Here is an 18538-nt window from a genome sequence, read left to right as displayed (position 1 = left end):
TCTCTTGTCAGTTCTGTCAGGTCTCAGTGCTTGCCGTCGCGTATCGCACCGGCCCGCCCCTAGGGCAAGGGCGAGAGCGCCGCGCGGCGCCCTCCCTCGCGCGGCCGGGCGCGCCTTATTCGGCCGCTTCCAGCACCTTGGCGACGTCCTCGGGCGTGCCAACGGTCTGAACGCCCGCGGGGCGGTGAATGCGGCGCACCATGCCGGTCAACGCCTTGCCAGCGCCGATCTCCCAGAACGCGGTGACGCCCTGCGCCACCATGTATTCCACCGACTCGCGCCAACGCACCGAACCCGTCACCTGCTCGACCAGAAGCGCGCGGATCTCCGTCGGATCGGTGACGGCGCTGGCGCGCACGTTGGCGACCAGCGGCACGCTCGGCGCGGCGATCTCGACCGCGGCCAGCGCCTCGGCCATGACCTCGGCCGCGGGCGCCATCAGCTCGCAATGGAACGGCGCGCTCACCGGCAGCATCACGGCGCGCTTGGCGCCCTTCTCCTTGGCGATCTCGACGGCGCGCTCGACCGCGTCCTTGCTGCCCGAGATCACCACCTGCGCGGGATCGTTGTCATTGGCCGCGGCGCAGACGCCGCCGCCCTCCGCGGCCTCGGCGGCCACCGCCTGCGCGGTGGCGAGGTCGAGCCCGAGCAGCGCCGCCATGGCGCCCTCGCCCACCGGCACCGCCTGCTGCATGGCGCGCCCGCGGGTGCGCAGCAGCCGCGCTGCATCGGCGACGCTGAGCGCGCCGGCAGCGGTGAGGGCCGAATATTCCCCCAGCGAGTGCCCGGCCACGAAGCTGGCCGCGCCGACGGCGATGCCCTCGGCCTCGAGCGCCCGCATCGCCGCCAGCGAGGTCGCCATCAGCGCCGGCTGGGCGTTCTCGGTCAGGGTCAGCGTCTCGGCCTCGCCCTCCCAGATCAGCGTCGAGAGCTTCTCGCCGAGCGCCTCGTCGACCTCCTCGAACACCGCGCGCGCCGCCGGGTAGGCCTCGGCCAGCGCCTTGCCCATGCCGATCGCCTGTGCGCCCTGGCCGGGGAAAATGAATGCTCGGGACATCTGCGGTCCTCCCAACTGTTGCAGTTTGCGCACGTCTGCCGTGCCGATGGAGGCCTCCCTTAGCGCCGTTGCCACGGCTTCGCAACGCTGACGCACGAGACCTGTGCGCGGCTCCGCAATTGCGCTGCGGCGCAGCAAGGCTAGGTTTGCCGGCATATCAACCACTCCCGACAGGAGCCCCGGATGCCCCTCTCCAACACCGCCACCTCCTACGGCAGCCTCGCGCGGACCTTCCATTGGCTGATCGCGCTCGGCATCCTGATCATGATCCCGCTGGGCTGGATCGCGCATCTCGCGCCGATGCAGGACGCAGGCCAAATCGCGCTCAAGACGGCGCTGTTCTCGGCCCACAAGACGCTTGGCGTGGCGATCTTCCTGCTGGCGCTGGGGCGCATCTTCTGGGCCATCGTGCAGCCGCGCCCGGTGCCGCTGCATCCCGACCGCCGCGCCGAGACCACGCTGGCCGACACCGTGCACTGGGCGCTCTACGCAGCGCTGGTGATCGTGCCGCTGTCGGGCTGGATCGAGCACGCCGCAACCGACGGCTTCGCGCCAATCTGGTGGCCCTTCGGCCAAGACCTGCCCTTCGTGCCCAATTCGCCGGAGCTGGCGGAGACCATGGCGACGGTGCATTTCCTCGCGCAGTGGCTGCTGGTGGGGGCGCTGGTGCTGCATGTGGCGGGCGCCATCAAGCACGCCGCGGTCGACCGCGACGCCACCCTGCGCCGCATGGCCCGCGGCGAACCCGCCGGCCAGCCCGGCGGGCGCCACGGCGGTGCAGCCCCTGCGGCGCTGGCGCTGGCAGCCTGGATCGCAGTGATTGGCGGCGGCGCGGCAGCCGGGTACTTCACCAACGACGAAAGCAGCGACGCGCCGGCGCTCGAAGCCGCGGCCTCGGACTGGGAGGTGCAGGAGGGCACGCTCTCGATCAGCCTCGTGCAGATGGGCTCCGAGGTCACCGGCAGCTTCGCCGACTGGACCGCGGCGATCGCCTTCGAGCCGCAGGACGCGCCCGGCAAGGCCGGCGAGGTCGATGTGACGATCTCGATCCCCTCGCTGACGCTCGGTTCGGTCACCAGCCAGGCACTGGGAGCGGATTTCTTTGCCGCCAGCGAGTTTCCCACGGCCAGCTTCCGCGCCGACCTCATGAACGTGGCCGACGGCTACGAGGCACAGGGCACGCTGTCCCTGAAGGGCGCCGAGATGCCTGTCACCCTGCCCTTCACACTGACCCTCGACGGCGACACCGCCGAGATGCAGGGCCGCACCACGCTCGACCGTCGCAACTACGGCATCGGCGACAACATGGCCGACCCCGGGCAGTTGAGCTTCGAGGTCGAGGTGCTGATCGATCTGACCGCCACCCGCAGCGGCGGCACCTGAGGCGGCACCAGGCCCCACCGACCGGCCTGCCTCCGGCGGGAGTATTTTTGACGAAGAGAAGCCAGGGGCGCAGCGCTTCTGGCTTCTTTGGTTCAAAAATACCTCGGGGGTGAATTGGCCGTAGGCCAAGAGGGGGCAGCGCCCCCTCCTTTCTTTCGAAGGCACACCTCCGGCGTGACAGGTGCAGCGTCTCTTGACCGCCCGGTCCCCAGGCACCGCATCGAGGTGGGGCGCTCCGGGCGCTTCCCGCTGGCCCAGATCCGCGCCGCGTGCTATCGGCTCGGCCATGACCCAGATCACCCTGCGACGCCCCGACGACTGGCACCTGCATCTGCGCGATGGCGCGATGCTGCGCGCCGTGACCCCCGAGACCGCGCGCCATTTCGGCCGCGCCATCATCATGCCCAACCTCGTGCCCCCGGTGGTGACCGGCGCGCAGGCGGCGGACTATCGCGAGCGCATCCGCGCCGCCATTCCCGAGGGCAGCGGCTTCACCCCGCTGATGACGCTCTATCTCACCGAGGAGACCGATCCGGCGGACGTCGCGAAGGCCAAGGCCGAGGGCATCATCACCGCGGTCAAGCTTTACCCGGCGGGCGCGACGACCAACTCGGCCTCGGGCGTGCGCGATTTCGACAAGGTCCGTCCGGTGCTCGAGACCATGGCCGAGCACGGCATTCCGCTCTGCGTGCATGGCGAGGTGGTCGATGGCGATGTCGACATCTTCGACCGCGAGGCGGTGTTCATCGACCGCGTGCTCGACCCGATCCGCCGCGCCACGCCTGGTCTCCGCGTCGTCATGGAACACATCACCACCAAGGACGGCGCCGACTACGCCCGTGCGGGCGGCGACGATCTTGGCGCCACGATCACCACGCATCACCTGGTGATCAACCGCAACCACATCCTCGTCGGCGGCATCAAGCCGCATTACTACTGCCTGCCGGTGGCCAAACGCGAAACCCATCGCCAGGCCCTGCTCGAGGCGGCGACGTGCGGAGACAAGAGCTTTTTCCTCGGCACCGACAGCGCGCCGCATACCGATCCCAACAAGGAAAGCGCCTGCGGCTGCGCCGGTTGCTTCACCGCCACCAACACCATGTCCGTTCTGGCGGAGGTGTTCGAGCAGGCCGGCGCGCTCGACCGGCTCGAGGGATTCACCTCGCTCAACGGTCCGGCCTTCTACGGGCTGGAGCCGAACGAGGCGCGGATCACGCTCGAGAAAGGCAACGCGGTGCGCTATCCCGAGAAGATCGAGACCGGCGACGGCCCGGTCACCGTGTTCGATCCGGGCTTCCCGCTGCACTGGCGGGTGCTCTGAGGCGAACCGCGCACCGGAAACCTTTGGCACCGGCCGCTCGGCCGGTGCGAGGGGCGCTGCCCCTCTGCCGCGCGGGGCGCGGCATTCACCCCGAGGTATTTGTCGAACCAGAGAAGATGCAGGGCCTTCCCTGCGGGGGCGGTTTCGGGCTAGAGGGACGGCGTCTTTCAGCCTGGAGTGCGCCCGATGATCCCCTCGTCCTATCCCTCGTCCGAAGAAATGGCCCGCCTCACCGCGCGCATGCTGTGGGAGATCGGCGCGGTGCATTTCATGGAGAACGGCGCGCCGTTCAAGCTGGCCTCCGGCCTGCCCTCGCCGGTCTATATCGACTGCCGCAAGCCGAACTCGTTCCCGCGCGTGCGCTCGACGCTGATGGATTTCCTCACCGTCACCGTGATGCGCAATGCCGGTTTCGAGGCCTTCGACAACATCGCCGGCGGTGAGACCGCGGGCATCCCCTTTGCCGCCATGGTGGCCGAGCGCATGGCGCTGCCGATGACCTATGTGCGCAAGAAGCCCAAGGGCTATGGCCGCAACGCCCGCATCGAGGGCGTGATGACCGAAGGCCAGCGCGTGCTGCTGGTCGAGGATCTCACCACCGATGGCGGCTCGAAGCTGAGCTTCGTCGACGCGATCCGCGAGACCGGCGCCAGCTGTGCCCACACCGCCGTCATCTTCTATTACGGCATCTTCCCCGAGACCACCAAGACGCTCGGCGATCACGGTGTCGAGCTGCACTATCTCTGCACCTGGCACGACGTGCTGGCCGAGGCCAAGGCGCGCGGCGGCTTTGACGCCGACACCCTCGCGCAGGTCGAGGCGTTCCTCGCCGACCCGCGTAAATGGCAGGCGGAAAACGGCGCATAGGCCAGTTTTCAAGCCGGGCGACGCGCCGTGGAGAATCGCGACAGGTTCTCTAAATGTTGCGATACTTCCCGGCCGTGATACGATATGAAGATGGTCGCGGGCGCTGCTCGCGATCTCCACCGGCTTATCCGCCGGTTGTCCACAAACATATCCCGATTGGTGTTTGCGCCGTCATTGGCTATCACGCACGAACCACCTGGGCAGTGGGATAACAGGGCAGAGACAGGCAAGGACAGGGCAGAGCAATGAACGATCACAGCGTGTTCAATCCGACCGGCGTCGAGGTCGAGCAGCCGGAAACGATGCCGCATTCGATCGAGGCCGAGCAGCAGCTGCTGGGCGCGATCCTGACCAACAACGACATCTACGACCGGGTCGCTGCGATCCTCAGCGCGCACCATTTCTTCGAGCCGGTGCACGCCCGCATCTACGAGATCGCCGCCGCGCGCATCGCCAAGAACAACCTCGCCTCCCCGGTGACGCTGAAGGCGTTCATGGAGGATGACGAGGGCCTGAAAGAGCTCGGCGGGCCGGCATATCTTGCGCGTCTCGCCGGCGCCGCGGTCTCGAGCTTCGCGGTCCGCGATTACGCCCAGATGATCTATGATCTCGCGGTGCGCCGCGACCTGATCCAGCTGGGCCGTGACATCGCCTCGAAGGCCGCCAAGGTCGACGTGAAATCCGAGCCCAAGGAACAGATCGTCGAGGCCGAACAGGCGCTCTACAAGCTGGCCGAACAGGGCCAGACCGAGGGCGGCTTCCAGTCCTTCCTGCGCGCCGTGACCGAGGCCGTGAACGTGGCCAACGCCGCCTACCAGCGCGAGGGCGGACTGGCCGGCATTTCGACGGGGCTCATCGACATGGACAAGAAGCTCGGCGGGCTGCACCCGTCGGACCTTCTGATCCTCGCCGGGCGCCCCTCGATGGGCAAGACGTCGCTCGCCACCAACATCGCCTTCAACATCGCCAAGGCCTACAAGCGCGGCCAGAAGCATGACGGCTCCGAGGGCGCCATCGACGGCGGCGTCGTGGGCTTCTTCAGCCTCGAGATGAGCGCCGAACAGCTCGCCGGCCGGATCCTCGCCGAGGCCTCGGAGATCTCGAGCCACAAGATCCGCCAGGGCGACATGGACGAGAAGGAGTTCCGCCGCTTCGTCGAGGCCGCGAAGGAGCTCGAGGCCTGCCCGCTCTTCATCGACGACACCCCGGCCCTGCCGATCAGCCAAGTCGCCGCGCGCTCGCGCCGGCTGAAGCGGACCCACGGGCTCGACCTGATCATCGTCGACTACCTGCAGCTGTTGCGCGGCACCGCCGACAACCGCGTGCAGGAGATCGCCGAGATCTCGATGGGCCTGAAGGCCATCGCCAAGGAGCTCAACATCCCGGTGATCGCGCTGTCGCAGCTGTCGCGCCAGGTGGAAAGCCGCGACGACAAGCGGCCGCAGCTCTCGGACCTGCGCGAATCGGGCTCGATCGAGCAGGACGCCGACGTGGTGATGTTCGTGTTCCGCGAGGAATACTATGTCGAGCGCGAGAAGCCCTCGGACGACCGTCTCGACGAGATGGCCGCGTGGCAGGAGCGCATGAGCCGTCTGCACGCCAAGGCCGAGGTGATCATCGGCAAACAGCGTCACGGCCCCATCGGCACCGTCGAGCTGTCCTTCGAGAGCCAGTTCACCCGCTTCGGAAACCTCGTCAAACCGTGGCAGCAGGACGGCGACGGCTTCTGAGCCGCCGCCCGCGACCGCTTTCCCACTTGACGCCCCTGCGGGGTTGGATTTCAAGCAAGGCATGGCACAGGCACAGCTTTCTATCGACCTCGCCGCGATCCGCGCCAACTGGCGCGCGCTCGCAGATCTCACCACCGGCGAGGCCGGGGCCGTCGTCAAGGCGGATGCCTACGGGCTGGGGGTCGACAAGGTCGCCCCGGTGCTGGCCGACGCCGGCGCCAAGCGCTTCTTCGTCGCCATCGCCTCGGAAGGCGTGACCCTGCGCCGGGTGCTTGGCGAGGGGCCCGAGATCTGCGTGTTCTCCGGCCACATGAAGGGCGATGCCGAGGCGCTGCGCGCCGCGAACCTCGTGCCGATGATCAATTCGATCGACCAGATGCTGCGCCATGTCGAGGCCCTGCCCGGCCATCCGTTCGGCATCCAACTCGACAGCGGCATGAACCGACTTGGCATGGAGCCGTCGGAATGGGCGGCGCTGCGCGAGATTGCACTGGCGCAGAAGCCGCGGCTGGTGATGTCGCACCTGGCCTGCGCCGACGAGCCCGAGCATGGCATGAACGCGCTGCAGCTGCGCACTTTCCGCGAGATGACCGACGACATCGATGCGCCGCGCTCGCTTTCGGCCACCGGCGGCATCCTGATGGGCCCGGACTACCATTTCGAGCTCACCCGCCCCGGCATCGGGATCTATGGCGGTCTGCCCTTCGCGGATGCGACACCCGTGGTCGAACTCATGCTGCCGGTGATCCAGACCCGCGAGGTCACGCCGGGCGAGTCGGTGGGCTATGGCAACGCTTGGGTGGCGCGCGTGCCCACCAAGGTCGCCACGATTGCTGCAGGCTATGCCGACGGCATCCACCGGGCGCTGGCCAAGAAGGGCTATGTCTGGGCTGGAAACACGCGCTGCAAGATCCTCGGCCGGGTCTCGATGGACCTGATCACCATCGACGTCACCACGCTCAAGGAGGTGCCCGAGCAGGTCGAGCTTCTGGGCCAGAAGCAAAGCGTCGACACCGTGGCCGACGCCATCGGCACCATCGGCTACGAGGTTCTGACCTCGCTCGGCAACCGCTACGCCCGGACCTATACCGGGGCATGAGCCTCGCCACGCCACTGGCGCTGATCGGCCGCGCGGCTCTTGGGTTGCTTGCCGCCATCGGGCGCGTCGCACTTTTTGCGTGTGCTGCGATCAGCCATGTGGTGCGCCCGCCGGTCTACGGCCGCGAGTTCCTCAACGCGCTGTTGCAGATCGGCTGGCTGTCGCTGCCGGTGGTGGGGCTGACGGCGGTGTTCACCGGCGGCGCGCTGGCGCTGCAGATCTATTCCGGCGGCGCCCGCTTCAATGCCGAGGCGGTGGTGCCGCAGATCGTCGCCATCGGCATGGTGCGCGAGCTCGGGCCGGTGCTGGTGGGGCTGATGATCGCCGCGCGGGTGACCTCGAGCATCGCCGCCGAGATCGCCACGATGAAGGTGACCGAGCAGATCGACGCGCTCGTGACGCTCTCGACCCACCCGATGAAATACCTCGTCGTCCCGCGCCTCCTCGCGGCGCTGATCGTGGTGCCGCTGTTGGTGGCGGTCGGCGACGTGATCGGCATCTTCGGCGGCTATTTCGTCGCCACCGGCTCGCTCGGCTTCAACCCGGCGGCCTATCTCGAGAACACCGTCGATTTCCTCGAGCCCCTCGACATCGTGTCGTCGCTGGTCAAGGGCTGCGCCTTCGGCGGCATCGCGGCGCTGATGGGGTGCTTCTACGGCATGCAGTCCGGTCGCGGCGCGCAGGGCGTGGGCCGCGCCACCAAGGGCTCGGTCGAAGCGGCAGCGGTGCTGATCCTTGCGGCGAATTTCCTGCTCACGGGGGTGTTCTTCTCGATATGACCGACGCGCTGCCCCCGATGATCGAGATGCGCCACGTGGCCAAGGCCTTCGGCGACAAGACCGTGCTGCGCGACGTGCATCTGAGCATCCCGCGCGGCACCTCGATGGTGATCATCGGCGGCTCGGGCTCCGGCAAATCGGTGACGCTGAAATGCATCCTCGGGCTGATCGAGCCCGATGCCGGGCAGATCTTCGTCGATGGCCATGACATGCACGAGGGCGACCGCGACGCCTTTCTCGCCCGCTTCGGAATGCTGTTCCAGGGGGGCGCGCTCTTCGACTCGCTGCCGGTCTGGCAGAACGTCGCCTTCCGCCTGCTGCGCGGCGCGCTGAAGCGCCCCAAACGCGAGGCGCGCGAGATCGCCATCGAGAAGCTGCGCCGCGTCGGGCTGACCCCGGACGTGGCCGATGCCTTCCCGGCCGAGCTCTCGGGCGGGATGCAGAAGCGCGTGGGCCTCGCCCGCGCCATCGCCGCCGACCCCGAGATCATCTTCTTCGACGAGCCCACCACCGGGCTCGACCCGATCATGGCCGGCGTGATCAACGATCTGATCCGCGAGATCGTCACCGAGATGGGGGCCACCGCGATGACCATCACCCATGACATGAGCTCGGTGCGCGCCATCGCCGATGACGTGGCGATGCTGCATGACGGCGTCATCAAGTGGACTGGCCCTGTGGCCGAGATGGACCGCGCCGCCGACCCCTATCTGCAACAATTCATCCACGGGCGCGCCGAGGGCCCGATCGAGGCCGTGAGGTAAACCATGCTAGAGCCCACTCCCATCCTGCTTGCCTTCCTGATCTTCAAGCGCTTCATCTTCCTCGAGCTTGTCGCCGCGCTGGCGCTGGCCCGCGCGATGCGCGCCGCCGGCCCGTCCCGTGGGGCGGCGGTGGTGGCGCTGGTGCTGGCGGTGTTCGGGGCCATCGTGCTCCTTGCCCCGGTGGCCGGGCTGACCGGGGGCGCCGTGGCCGGAGCGGCGGCGCGGTTCATGGCTATGGGCGGCGGCATCCTGCCTTTGCTGATCCCCTCGCTCGTCCTGGCCGCCAGCGCCTACCTGCCCGGCAGCCGCGGACGGGGGCTCGACATCGCGCATGTGGTTCTGCTGATCCTCCTTTTTGGCCTCTGGCTCGCCACGCGTCTGGTCTGAGGCGATGGCCGCCCCGCGCCTGACCGTACCGGTGCTGAAAGCCGCGAATCTCGCGCTTCTCGTGCTCTATCCGGTGGCTTGGGCGGCGCCGCTGGTGCGCGCGGGTTTCCTGCCGCTCTTCGGGCTGGACGAGATCAGCGTGCTGTCCGGGCTTCAGGCGCTGTGGGACAGCGACATCTTTCTCGCGCTCATTGTCACGGTCTTTGCGCTCTTCGCGCCGTGGCTCAAGACACTGGGCCTTGCACTCATCCAGTTCGGCCTGCTCGACCGGCGCGCCCTGCCCGCCGTCAACATCCTCGGCAAGCTGGCAATGGCCGATATCTTCCTCATCGCGGTCTATATCACGCTGGCCAAGGGCATCGGCGTGGGCCGGATCGAGACCGCTTGGGGGCTCTACCTGTTCACCGGCTGCATCCTCGCATCGCTCCTGATTTCGTTGGCGGAATCCCGGGATAAAACACGCCACAGTTGACCTGTATCAGGAAACAGTTCTCTGATTCGGTTAAGAATTACCTAACCTCGACCGGGTTGCTCTCGCCGCCTTCAAAAAAAATCTAGGTGAAATTGCAACCTTCGGCGTATTCTTGCCGTTGTCGATTTATGCAATTCATAATTTTCCCGGGGGCATAGACCCATGATGACGCAGATGCGTGCCACGGCCCTACTCATCCAATATCTCATGCAGCGGGTCTCCTTCCTGCTGATCCTCTCCCTTGGACTTGGCCTTGGCGCATATTCTGCCGCCGCCGCGCTCGGTTACGCCGAGTGGCTGACCATGCCGCTCACCTTCGGAGATCAGGTCGTGCCGCAGGCCGGCATCTACATCCAGCTCGGCCTTACCGCGCTGGCGTTGGGGCTGATGTTCTTCCTGCCCTCCAACGCCCGCATCATGACGCTGGAAAACTCGCACCGGCGCTTTCACATGACCATGCGCGACGTTGCCCGCGCCTATGCCGCTTCGCACCGGGCCGACCGCGAGGGTGTGTTCACCATGTCTTCGGAGTTCGATTCGGTGCGCGAGCGCATCGCCTTCCTGCGCGATCATCCCGATCTCGGCGATCTGGAGCCGTCGGTGCTCGAGGTGGCGGCCCAGATGAGCCACGTCTCGCACGAGCTGGCCGAGGTCTATTCCGACAGCAAGGTGCAGCGCGCTCGCGATTTCCTCACCGCGCGCCAGCAGGAGATCGAGGATTTCAACATCCGCCTCGAAGAGGCCAAGCGCGTCGCCAACGAGATCCACAACTGGCACATGCGCGTCGAGCTCGAAGAGGACGTGGCCGAGGCCCAGCTGACACGGCTCTGCGAACAGCTCGAAGGCATCCTGCCCGAGATCAACGTGTCCGAACACCAGGAGCCGGCGCAGAATGTCGCCACGCTGAGCAACGTGCAGTCCGGCTGGGTCACGGGGCCGGATCACTACGAGGACGACGAACACGAGACCGCCCATCCCGAGCCGGTGGTGGCGATGCTGGCGCGGCGCGCGGCGGAATAACTCTCGCCGCGTTCCGAGGTGCTTGCACCTCACCGGCCGCTGCGCCAAAGAGGCGGCATGGCGCGTGCATCCACCAATTTTGTCTGCCAGTCCTGCGGCAACACCACCTCGAAATGGTCGGGGCGCTGTGAAGCCTGCGGCGAATGGAACACCATCGTCGAGGAGGCGCCGCTGTCGAGCGGCCCTTCCGGCAAGACCCTCGGCAACGCGCGTGGCCGCGCTGCCAAGCTGACCGACCTGTCGCATCCCGAAGCGCCGCCGCCACGCACCGCCTGCGCCATCGGCGAGCTCGACCGGGTGCTGGGTGGCGGGCTGGTCCCGGGCTCGGCGATCCTCGTGGGCGGCGATCCGGGCATCGGCAAATCGACGCTGCTGCTTCAGGCCGCTGCCGCCTTCGCGCAGGCCGGGCTCAAGGTGATCTATGCCAGCGGCGAAGAGGCCAGCGCGCAGGTGCGGATGCGGGCGCAGCGGCTGGGTCTCGAACAGGCGCCGGTCAAGCTCGCCGCCGAGACCAACCTGCGCGACATCCTGACCACGCTCGAGGAAGAGCGCCCGACGCTGGCGATCATCGACTCGATCCAGACCATGTGGGCCGACAACGTGGGCTCGGCGCCGGGCTCGGTGGCGCAGGTGCGTGCCGCCGCGCATGAGCTCACGACCTTCGCCAAGAGCCGCAACACCAGCGTCATCATGGTCGGCCACGTGACCAAGGACGGCCAGATCGCCGGCCCTCGCGTGGTCGAGCACATGGTCGACACGGTGCTGTATTTCGAGGGCGAGCGCGGCCACCAGTTCCGCATCCTGCGCAGCGTCAAGAACCGCTTCGGCCCGGCTGACGAGATCGGCGTCTTCGAGATGACCGGCGCGGGGCTTTCGGAGGTGGCAAACCCCTCGGCGCTGTTCCTGTCCGAGCGCGGCAAGCCGGCCCCCGGATCGGTGGTGTTTTCGGGCATCGAGGGCACCCGCCCTGTTCTGGTCGAGTTCCAGGCGCTGGTCGCGCCCACGCCGCAGGCCAACCCGCGCCGCACGGTGGTGGGCTGGGACGGCAGCCGGCTGGCGATGATCCTCGCGGTGCTCGAGGCGCGGTGTGGCATCCCCTTCGCCGGGCTCGACGTCTATCTCAACGTGGCGGGTGGCATGAAGGTAAGCGAGCCGGCCGCCGATCTCGCCGTTGCCGCAGCCCTTCTGTCGGCGCGCGAGGATGTGGCAGTTCCGCCCGAGACGGTGGTTTTCGGAGAAATCAGCCTCTCTGGCGCGCTGCGTCCGGTGGGTCAGACCGAAAACCGGTTGAAAGAGGCGCAGAAACTTGGTTTCTCCACAGCCATTCTGCCGCGCGGCGGCAAGGCCAAGGGTTCCGGGATGGAGCTGACCGAAATGGCGGATCTCGCCAGCGTGGTTGGCGAGGTCTTCGGCGCCGGTTAAGAGGGCCCGCACAGACCGGGACGACAAGGGACAGGATCGGATGGAAGGTTTCACTGTAGTTGATGGCGTCGTTGCCGTCGTCATCGTGCTGTCGGCGCTGCTGGCCTATTCCCGCGGCCTCGTCCGCGAGGCCCTGGCGATCGCCGGCTGGATTGCCGCCGCCATCCTGGCCTACATGTTCGCGCCTCAGGTGCAGCCGCTGGTGCAGGAAGCGCCGGTGATCGGCGAGTTCCTCACCGACAGCTGCGAGCTGTCGCTGATCGCAGCCTTCGCCGCGGTGCTGGCGCTGGCGCTGGTGATCATCTCGCTGTTCACCCCGGTGTTCTCGAGCCTGGTGCAGCGCTCGGCGCTTGGCGGGCTCGATCAGGGGCTTGGCTTCATGTTCGGCGTCGCACGCGGCATCCTGCTCGTGGCGATCGGCTTCTTCGTCTACCAGACGGTGATCACCGCGCAGGGCATCCCGATGATCGACGACTCGCGCTCGGCGGCGGTTTTCGCCCAGTTCACCGACCGCATCGAGGACCAGAACCCCGAGGCCGCGCTCGGCTGGGTGACCCGCCAATACGAAGAACTGGTCGCAGTCTGCCAGGCGCCGGGCCCGAACGACGCCTGAGCCAAATAGGCTTCCCGGAATGCAAAGCGCGCGGCCTTCTCGGCCGCGCGTTTTCGTTTCCAGAGACGCTTGCGACCTCTCGACCCGCCGCGCCGTCGCCGGCCTGCGGGGTGGCGAATGACAAATCGAATTTCTCGATTTATCTCGGCCGAGTCCGAAGGACCTCGAAGCTGAGTACCCAGCCCCACCATATCACCAGCCCGGGGGCGGGTCATGCCGGAGGCATGCTTTCAGCATGACCGATGGCGCGGCGGCCTACGGCCTTGATTCCGCGCCCCACATCGCTCGGACCTCGCCGCAAACGGCTGACCCGGCGATGCGCAGGGCCATTGGCGCCGATCCCGCGCGTGCCTTGAGCGAGGGGCCGCCCGAAAGCTGCAGCATCAGCCCCTCGCCTTGCACAGCGCGCACCTAATTGCCCGCCCCTACAGCAGCACGACCCGGATCGCGTAGGCCACCGCCCCGACCGCGGCGAGCCCGCACAAATACAGCAGCACGAACCACCCGACCCTGCGCAGCCGCGCCGCCATCAGTGATAGCCCTCGCCGAGCTGAAGCTTGCCGCGAAACACCCAGTAGGCGTAGATGGTGTAGGCAAGGATGATCGGCACCAGCACCACCGCGCCCACGAACATGAAGAGCTGCGAACTCTCTGGCGCGGCGGCCTGTTCGAGCGTCACAGAGGGCGGGATCACATAGGGCCACATCGACACGCCAAGCCCCGCGAAGCACAGCAGGAACAGACCCAGCGCCAGCACGAAGGGAAGCCAGTCCGGCCCCTTGCCGGAGGTCAGCGACCGCGCCAGCCACAACGTCAGCACACCAACCAGCACCGGCACGATGGCCACCTCGAGAATGCCTGGCCAGGCCAGCCAACGCTCGAAGTAAGCGGTCTCGAGGAAGGGGGTCGCCGCGCTCACCGCGACGATGCCGGCGACGGTCAGCAGCCCGGCGATCCGCGCCATCCAGCGCGAGCGTTCCTGGATCTCGCCCTCGGTTTTGAGGTTGAGCCAGCAGGCGCCCAGCAGCGCGTAGCCCGCCACCACAGCGACCCCGCAGAGCAGCGTGAACGGCGTCAGCCAGTCCCACCAGCCGCCGGCGTAGGCGCGGCCCTCGACGGTGATGCCCTGCAAGAGCGTTCCCAGCGTCATGCCCTGCGCCAGCGCCGCCACGGTCGAGCCGCCCATGAAGGCCATGTCCCAGCTCCAGCGCGAGAACCGGCTGGTCGAGCGCCAGCGGAACTCGAAGGCCACCCCGCGGAAGACCAGCGCAAGCAGCATGGCGATGATCAGCGGGTAGGTCGCCGGCAGAATGATGGCATAGGCCAGTGGAAAGGCCGCGAAGAGCCCGCCTCCGCCCAGCACCAGCCACGTCTCGTTGCCGTCCCAGACCGGGGCGACGGTGTTCATCATCAGGTCGCGGTCGTCCTTCTTGGGGAAGAACGGGTAAAGGATGCCGAGCCCGAGGTCGAAACCGTCGAGCACCACGTAGACGAAGACGGCGAAGGCCAGCAGCAGCGCCCATGCGGTGGTCAGATCGAGTGCCATTGCGCGTTCCTCCGGCTCATTCCGCCGGGGCCGCGCGGCCCCGGTCCATCTGTTGCTGGGGCGTGATGCCGGCGGCGCGGGTCGGACCGGGCTCGGCGTCCGCATCGTCCTCGCCCGTGTCGGGCTCGCGATGCATGAGCCGCAGGATGTAGAGCACCCCTGCCCCGAACACCGCGAAATAGATCACGATGAAGGCGATCAGCGACCAGCCCACCGCGCTCGCCCCCAGCGGCGAGACCGCGTCGGCGGTACGAAGCTGGTTGTAGACGACATAGGGCTGCCGTCCGACCTCGGTGGTGATCCAGCCGGCGATCACCGCCACCAGCCCCGACGGCCCCATCGCCACCATCGCCCGCCAGAGCCAGGGCGAGGCGTAGAGATGCCCGCGCCAGCGCGCATACAGCCCCCAGAGACCGGCGCCCACCATCAGGAAGCCGAGGCCGACCATGACGCGGAACGACCAGAAGATCACCGCCACCGGCGGCTCCTCTTCGTCGGGCACCACGTCGAGCCCCTCCATCGCCCCGTTCCAGCCCAGCCCGAAGATCACCGAGCTCAGATGCGGGATCGAAAGCTCGTAGCGCATCTCGCCCGCCTCCTGGTCCGGCAGGCCGAAGAGGATCAGCGGCGCGCCGTCCTCGTGGCTGTGGAAATGCCCCTCCATCGCGGCGATCTTCACCGGTTGATGCTCGAGCGTGTTAAGCCCGTGCTCGTGGCCCACCATGACCTGCAGCGGCGCGGTCACAACGATCATCCACATCGCCATCGAGAACATCCGCCGCGCTGCGGCGTTGTGTGCCCGCCCCCGCAGCAACTGCCAGCCGCCGACGCCGCCAACGATGAAGGCGGTGGTGAGGTAGGCGGCGGTGAGCGTGTGCGCCAACCGATACGGGAACGAGGGCGTGAAGACGATGGCCCACCAGTCCTCGGGAATGAACTGACCGTCGGCGTTCATGCCGAACCCCTGCGGCGTCTGCATCCACGAGTTCACCGACAGGATCCAAGTGGCCGAGATCGCCGTGCCCACCGCGACCATGGCGGTCGCGAACATGTGCAGACCCGGCCCCACCTTGTCGCGGCCGAAGAGCATGATGCCGAGGAAGCCGGCTTCGAGAAAGAACGCCGTCAGCACCTCGTAGGCCATGAGCGGTCCGACCACGGGCCCTGCCAGATCCGAGAACACCGACCAGTTGGTGCCAAACTGGTAGGACATGACGATGCCCGAGACCACGCCCATGCCGAAGGCGATGGCAAAGATCTTGACCCAGAAGTTGAACACCCGGAGGTACACTTCATCCCGCGTCCAAAGATACAACCCGTTCAGCACCGCGAGGTAACTCGCGAGGCCGATGCTGATCGACGGGAAGATGAAGTGGAACGACACCGTAAAGCCGAACTGGATGCGTGCCAGCAGCGTTGCGTCGAGGCCGAGGAATGTGTCCATGCCGAGGTCTCCAAATGCGGTCGCAGCATCACCTAGAGCGGATTTCTGCACGTGCCAGTGGCAGATCGCGGCAATGCGTCGCGCCTGCGCGGCGTCGACTCGCGCTGTGATTGCGCGAACCCAGAGTTTTATGATCCTTCCGTGACATGTATCGCGGATGCGATTATGTGGGGGCCATCTCTCCCCAATACCGGATTCGGAGCTGCCCTTGTCCGAGCGCCATATGCCCCCCGCCCATCCCTTTGATTTCGATGCCGTCGACGGCGACACGCTGCACGAGGAATGCGGGGTCTTCGGAATGATCGGCGTCACCGACGCCGCCAATTTCGTCGCCCTCGGCCTTCATGCCCTGCAACATCGCGGTCAGGAAGCCGGTGGGATCGTCTCCTACCACCCCGAGCACGGCTTCAATTCGGCACGCCGCTTCGGCTATGTCCGCGACAACTTCACCAAGCAGTCGCTGATGGAAACCCTGCCCGGCGCGCTGGCCATCGGCCATGTGCGCTACTCCACCGCCGGCTCCAAGGGCGCGCAGATCCGCGACGTCCAGCCCTTCTTCGGCGAGTTCTCGATGGGCGGCGCGGCGATTGCCCATAACGGCAACATCACCAATGCCGAGGCCCTGCGCCGCGAGCTGATCGAGCGCGGCTCGATCTTCCAGAGCTCGTCGGACAGCGAATGCATCATCCACCTGATGGCGCGCTCGCTGCAGCGCGACATCCCGGCCCGGATGGAAGACGCGCTGCGCCGTGTCGAGGGCGCCTTCTCGGTCGTCGCCATGACCCGGACCAAGCTGATCGGCGTGCGCGATGCGCTCGGTGTGCGGCCGCTGGTGCTGGGCAAGGTTGGCGACGGCTGGTGCCTCTCGTCCGAGACCTGCGCGCTCGACATCATCGGCGCCGAGTACGTGCGCGAGATCGAGCCCGGCGAGATGGTGGTGATCACCGAGAAGGGGGTCGAAAGCACGCATCCCTTCCGCAGCCGCAACTCGCGCTTCTGCATCTTCGAACACGTCTATTTCTCGCGCCCCGATTCGATCATCGGCGGCCGCTCGGTCTACGAGACCCGCCGCCAGATCGGCGTCGAGCTGGCCCGCGAGGCCCCGATCGAGGCCGACCTCGTCTGCCCGGTGCCCGACAGCGGCACCCCGGCGGCGATCGGCTACGCCCACGAGAGCGGCATTCCCTATGGCATGGGGATCATCCGCAACCAGTACATGGGCCGGACCTTCATCGAGCCCACCGAGCAGATCCGCAACATGGGGGTGCGCCTCAAGCTCAACGTCAACCGCGCCCTGATCCGCGGCAAGCGCGTGGTGCTGGTCGACGACTCGGTGGTGCGCGGCACCACCTCGCGCAAGATCAAGGAAATGATCCTCGATGCCGGCGCCGCCGAGGTGCATTTCCGCATCGCCTCGCCGCCGACCGCGTGGCCCTGCTTCTACGGCGTCGACACGCCCCAGCGCGAGAAGCTGCTGGCCGCGACCATGTCCGAGGACGAGATGTGCGAGCACCTTGGCGTCGACTCGCTGAAATTCATCTCTCTTGACGGTCTCTACCGCGCCGCAGGCGAATCCGAGGGCCGCAACAACAGCTGCCCGCAATATTGCGATGCCTGCTTCTCGGGCGAGTACCCGGTCGAACCGGCCGACATGATCGAGAAGGGCTTCAAGCTCAAGGCGGCGGAATAATCGCCGCATCGGCGCGCCCTTGCCGGCGCGCCGGCTCCTTCCCGCCAATTTTCCGCCAAGGCTGCCCCGAACTCACGGCGGCGTGACGGCACCCCGTCTTTCCTGTCCGGTCCACCGGCTTTATCCAGCCGTCCATCCCAAGGGGACCAGACAGGAGGATGGCCAGAATGGCTCAGCAACAAACCCCGAGACAGGTCGCAGAACGCGCCACTGAATCCGTTGATATGCCGCGCACCGGCCCGATGCTGCTTGGCGTGTTCGGCAACGAGACCGCCCCGGAAGCGCTCGTGCGTCTGCCCAACGGGCGGCTCGACACGGTGGCGCTTGGCGATCGGGTGAACGGCCGCCAGGTGGTGGCAATCGATACCGGTCGCATCGCGCTGGCGCGGGGCGGCAAGGCCTACTGGCTCGAGCAGCTCGGCGGACGTTGACAAACCCCGCCGAGCGGGCCAATGGGGCAGGCATGACCGACCAGATTGCCATCGTCACCGGCGCCTCGCGCGGCCTGGGCTTCGCCCTCGCCGAGGCGCTCGCGCCCCGCTACCACGTCGTCGCCGTCGCCCGCACCGTGGGCGGGCTCGAGGATCTCGACGACCGCATCAAGGCTCGCGGCGGCAGCGCCACGCTGGCCCCCATGGACATCACCAAGCGCGACGCCATGGCGCAGCTCTGCCGCTCGGTCTACGACCGCTGGGGCGGTGCCGCGCTCTGGGTCCACACGGCGATCCACGCCGCGCCGCTGGCGCCGGCGAGCCTCATGGAGCCCAAGGACTTCCAGAAGGCGCTCGACATCAACGTGGCACCGATGGGCTATCTCGTGCCCTACATGGCACCGCTGCTGGGCGAGACCGGCCAGGCGCTGTTCTTCGACGACCCGCATGCGGGCGCGCGCTTTTACGGCAATTACGGAGCGACCAAGGCCGCCCAGATCGCCCTCGCGCGGT

The 18538-nt window shown here is 67.4% G+C and carries 19 protein-coding genes; 15 read left to right on the top strand and 4 right to left on the bottom strand.

All coding sequences use genetic code 11. From position 1 onward, the window contains the following. Nucleotides 1-115 precede the first annotated feature (115 nt). Nucleotides 116-1057, bottom strand: coding sequence for an ACP S-malonyltransferase (gene fabD, locus R2601_RS16215; protein ID WP_007800263.1), 942 nt, complete (start codon nucleotides 1055-1057; stop codon nucleotides 116-118). A 183-nt stretch (nucleotides 1058-1240) separates the two neighbouring features. Here fabD and R2601_RS16210 point away from each other — a divergent pair, with 183 nt between their 5' ends. The 12 genes from R2601_RS16210 to R2601_RS16155 all read left to right on the top strand — a co-directional run bounded on the left by R2601_RS16210 (nucleotide 1241) and on the right by R2601_RS16155 (nucleotide 12914). After that, a complete protein-coding gene (locus R2601_RS16210; RefSeq protein ID WP_007800261.1) occupies nucleotides 1241-2440 on the top strand; it encodes a cytochrome b/b6 domain-containing protein in 1200 nt (399 codons plus the stop codon). Nucleotides 2441-2726: 286 nt separating this feature from the next. Beyond that, a complete protein-coding gene (gene pyrC, locus R2601_RS16205) occupies nucleotides 2727-3761 on the top strand; it encodes a dihydroorotase (protein WP_007800260.1) in 1035 nt (344 codons plus the stop codon). A 186-nt stretch (nucleotides 3762-3947) separates the two neighbouring features. Next, a complete protein-coding gene (locus R2601_RS16200) occupies nucleotides 3948-4628 on the top strand; it encodes an orotate phosphoribosyltransferase (protein WP_007800258.1) in 681 nt (226 codons plus the stop codon). A gap of 245 nt (nucleotides 4629-4873) precedes the next feature. Next, a complete protein-coding gene (locus R2601_RS16195) occupies nucleotides 4874-6358 on the top strand; it encodes a replicative DNA helicase (RefSeq protein WP_007800257.1) in 1485 nt (494 codons plus the stop codon). A gap of 61 nt (nucleotides 6359-6419) precedes the next feature. Continuing rightward, nucleotides 6420-7457 (top strand): alanine racemase, encoded by a 1038-nt coding sequence (gene alr / locus R2601_RS16190; protein WP_007800256.1) that lies wholly within the window; start codon nucleotides 6420-6422, stop codon nucleotides 7455-7457. After that, a complete protein-coding gene (locus R2601_RS16185) occupies nucleotides 7454-8236 on the top strand; it encodes an MlaE family ABC transporter permease (RefSeq protein WP_007800255.1) in 783 nt (260 codons plus the stop codon). Before alr ends, R2601_RS16185 begins: the two co-directional genes overlap by 4 nt. Nucleotides 8237-8253: 17 nt before the next feature. Beyond that, on the top strand, nucleotides 8254-9000 hold the full coding sequence (locus R2601_RS16180) for an ABC transporter ATP-binding protein (protein WP_040545448.1): 747 nt from the start codon (nucleotides 8254-8256) through the stop codon (nucleotides 8998-9000). Between the two features lie 3 nt (nucleotides 9001-9003). After that, nucleotides 9004-9387, top strand: coding sequence for a hypothetical protein (locus tag R2601_RS16175; RefSeq protein WP_007800252.1), 384 nt, complete (start codon nucleotides 9004-9006; stop codon nucleotides 9385-9387). Between the two features lie 4 nt (nucleotides 9388-9391). Beyond that, complete coding sequence (locus R2601_RS16170) at nucleotides 9392-9859, top strand: paraquat-inducible protein A (RefSeq protein WP_007800250.1); 468 nt, start codon at nucleotides 9392-9394, stop codon at nucleotides 9857-9859. A gap of 174 nt (nucleotides 9860-10033) precedes the next feature. After that, on the top strand, nucleotides 10034-10879 hold the full coding sequence (locus tag R2601_RS16165) for a DNA repair protein (RefSeq protein WP_254656060.1): 846 nt from the start codon (nucleotides 10034-10036) through the stop codon (nucleotides 10877-10879). A gap of 57 nt (nucleotides 10880-10936) precedes the next feature. Then, nucleotides 10937-12301 (top strand): DNA repair protein RadA, encoded by a 1365-nt coding sequence (gene radA / locus R2601_RS16160; protein WP_007800245.1) that lies wholly within the window; start codon nucleotides 10937-10939, stop codon nucleotides 12299-12301. Between the two features lie 40 nt (nucleotides 12302-12341). Continuing rightward, entirely contained in the window at nucleotides 12342-12914 is a 573-nt protein-coding gene (locus R2601_RS16155; RefSeq protein WP_007800244.1) for a CvpA family protein, read from the top strand. Between the two features lie 425 nt (nucleotides 12915-13339). Here R2601_RS16155 and R2601_RS26395 read toward each other — a convergent pair whose 3' ends face one another. From R2601_RS26395 to R2601_RS16145, 3 genes are read right to left on the bottom strand one after another with little or no spacing between them, the layout of a single operon-like run. After that, nucleotides 13340-13444, bottom strand: a complete 105-nt coding sequence (locus R2601_RS26395; protein ID WP_007800242.1) for a hypothetical protein — start codon at nucleotides 13442-13444, stop codon at nucleotides 13340-13342. Next, nucleotides 13444-14460, bottom strand: coding sequence for a cytochrome d ubiquinol oxidase subunit II (gene cydB, locus R2601_RS16150; protein WP_007800241.1), 1017 nt, complete (start codon nucleotides 14458-14460; stop codon nucleotides 13444-13446). Before cydB ends, R2601_RS26395 begins: the two co-directional genes overlap by 1 nt. Before the next feature lie 16 nt (nucleotides 14461-14476). Beyond that, on the bottom strand, nucleotides 14477-15904 hold the full coding sequence (locus tag R2601_RS16145) for a cytochrome ubiquinol oxidase subunit I (RefSeq protein ID WP_007800239.1): 1428 nt from the start codon (nucleotides 15902-15904) through the stop codon (nucleotides 14477-14479). A gap of 223 nt (nucleotides 15905-16127) precedes the next feature. Between R2601_RS16145 and purF the strand changes: the two genes are divergently transcribed. From purF to R2601_RS16130, 3 genes are all read left to right on the top strand, one after another. Then, nucleotides 16128-17594 carry an amidophosphoribosyltransferase gene (gene purF, locus R2601_RS16140; RefSeq protein ID WP_007800237.1) on the top strand — a complete coding sequence of 489 codons (1467 nt, stop codon included), beginning with the start codon at nucleotides 16128-16130 and terminating at the stop codon, nucleotides 17592-17594. A 167-nt stretch (nucleotides 17595-17761) separates the two neighbouring features. Next, a complete protein-coding gene (locus R2601_RS16135) occupies nucleotides 17762-18025 on the top strand; it encodes an amidophosphoribosyltransferase (RefSeq protein WP_040544810.1) in 264 nt (87 codons plus the stop codon). A gap of 32 nt (nucleotides 18026-18057) precedes the next feature. Further along, nucleotides 18058-18538 (top strand): SDR family NAD(P)-dependent oxidoreductase (locus R2601_RS16130; RefSeq protein ID WP_007800234.1); only part of this gene is annotated, 481 nt, incomplete at its 3' end.

This window comes from Salipiger bermudensis HTCC2601 (assembly GCF_000153725.1).
Taxonomy (GTDB): Bacteria; Pseudomonadota; Alphaproteobacteria; order Rhodobacterales; family Rhodobacteraceae; genus Salipiger; species Salipiger bermudensis.
Note: the sequence above shows the minus strand (reverse complement) of the source record. Positions and strands in the feature narration are given on the sequence as shown.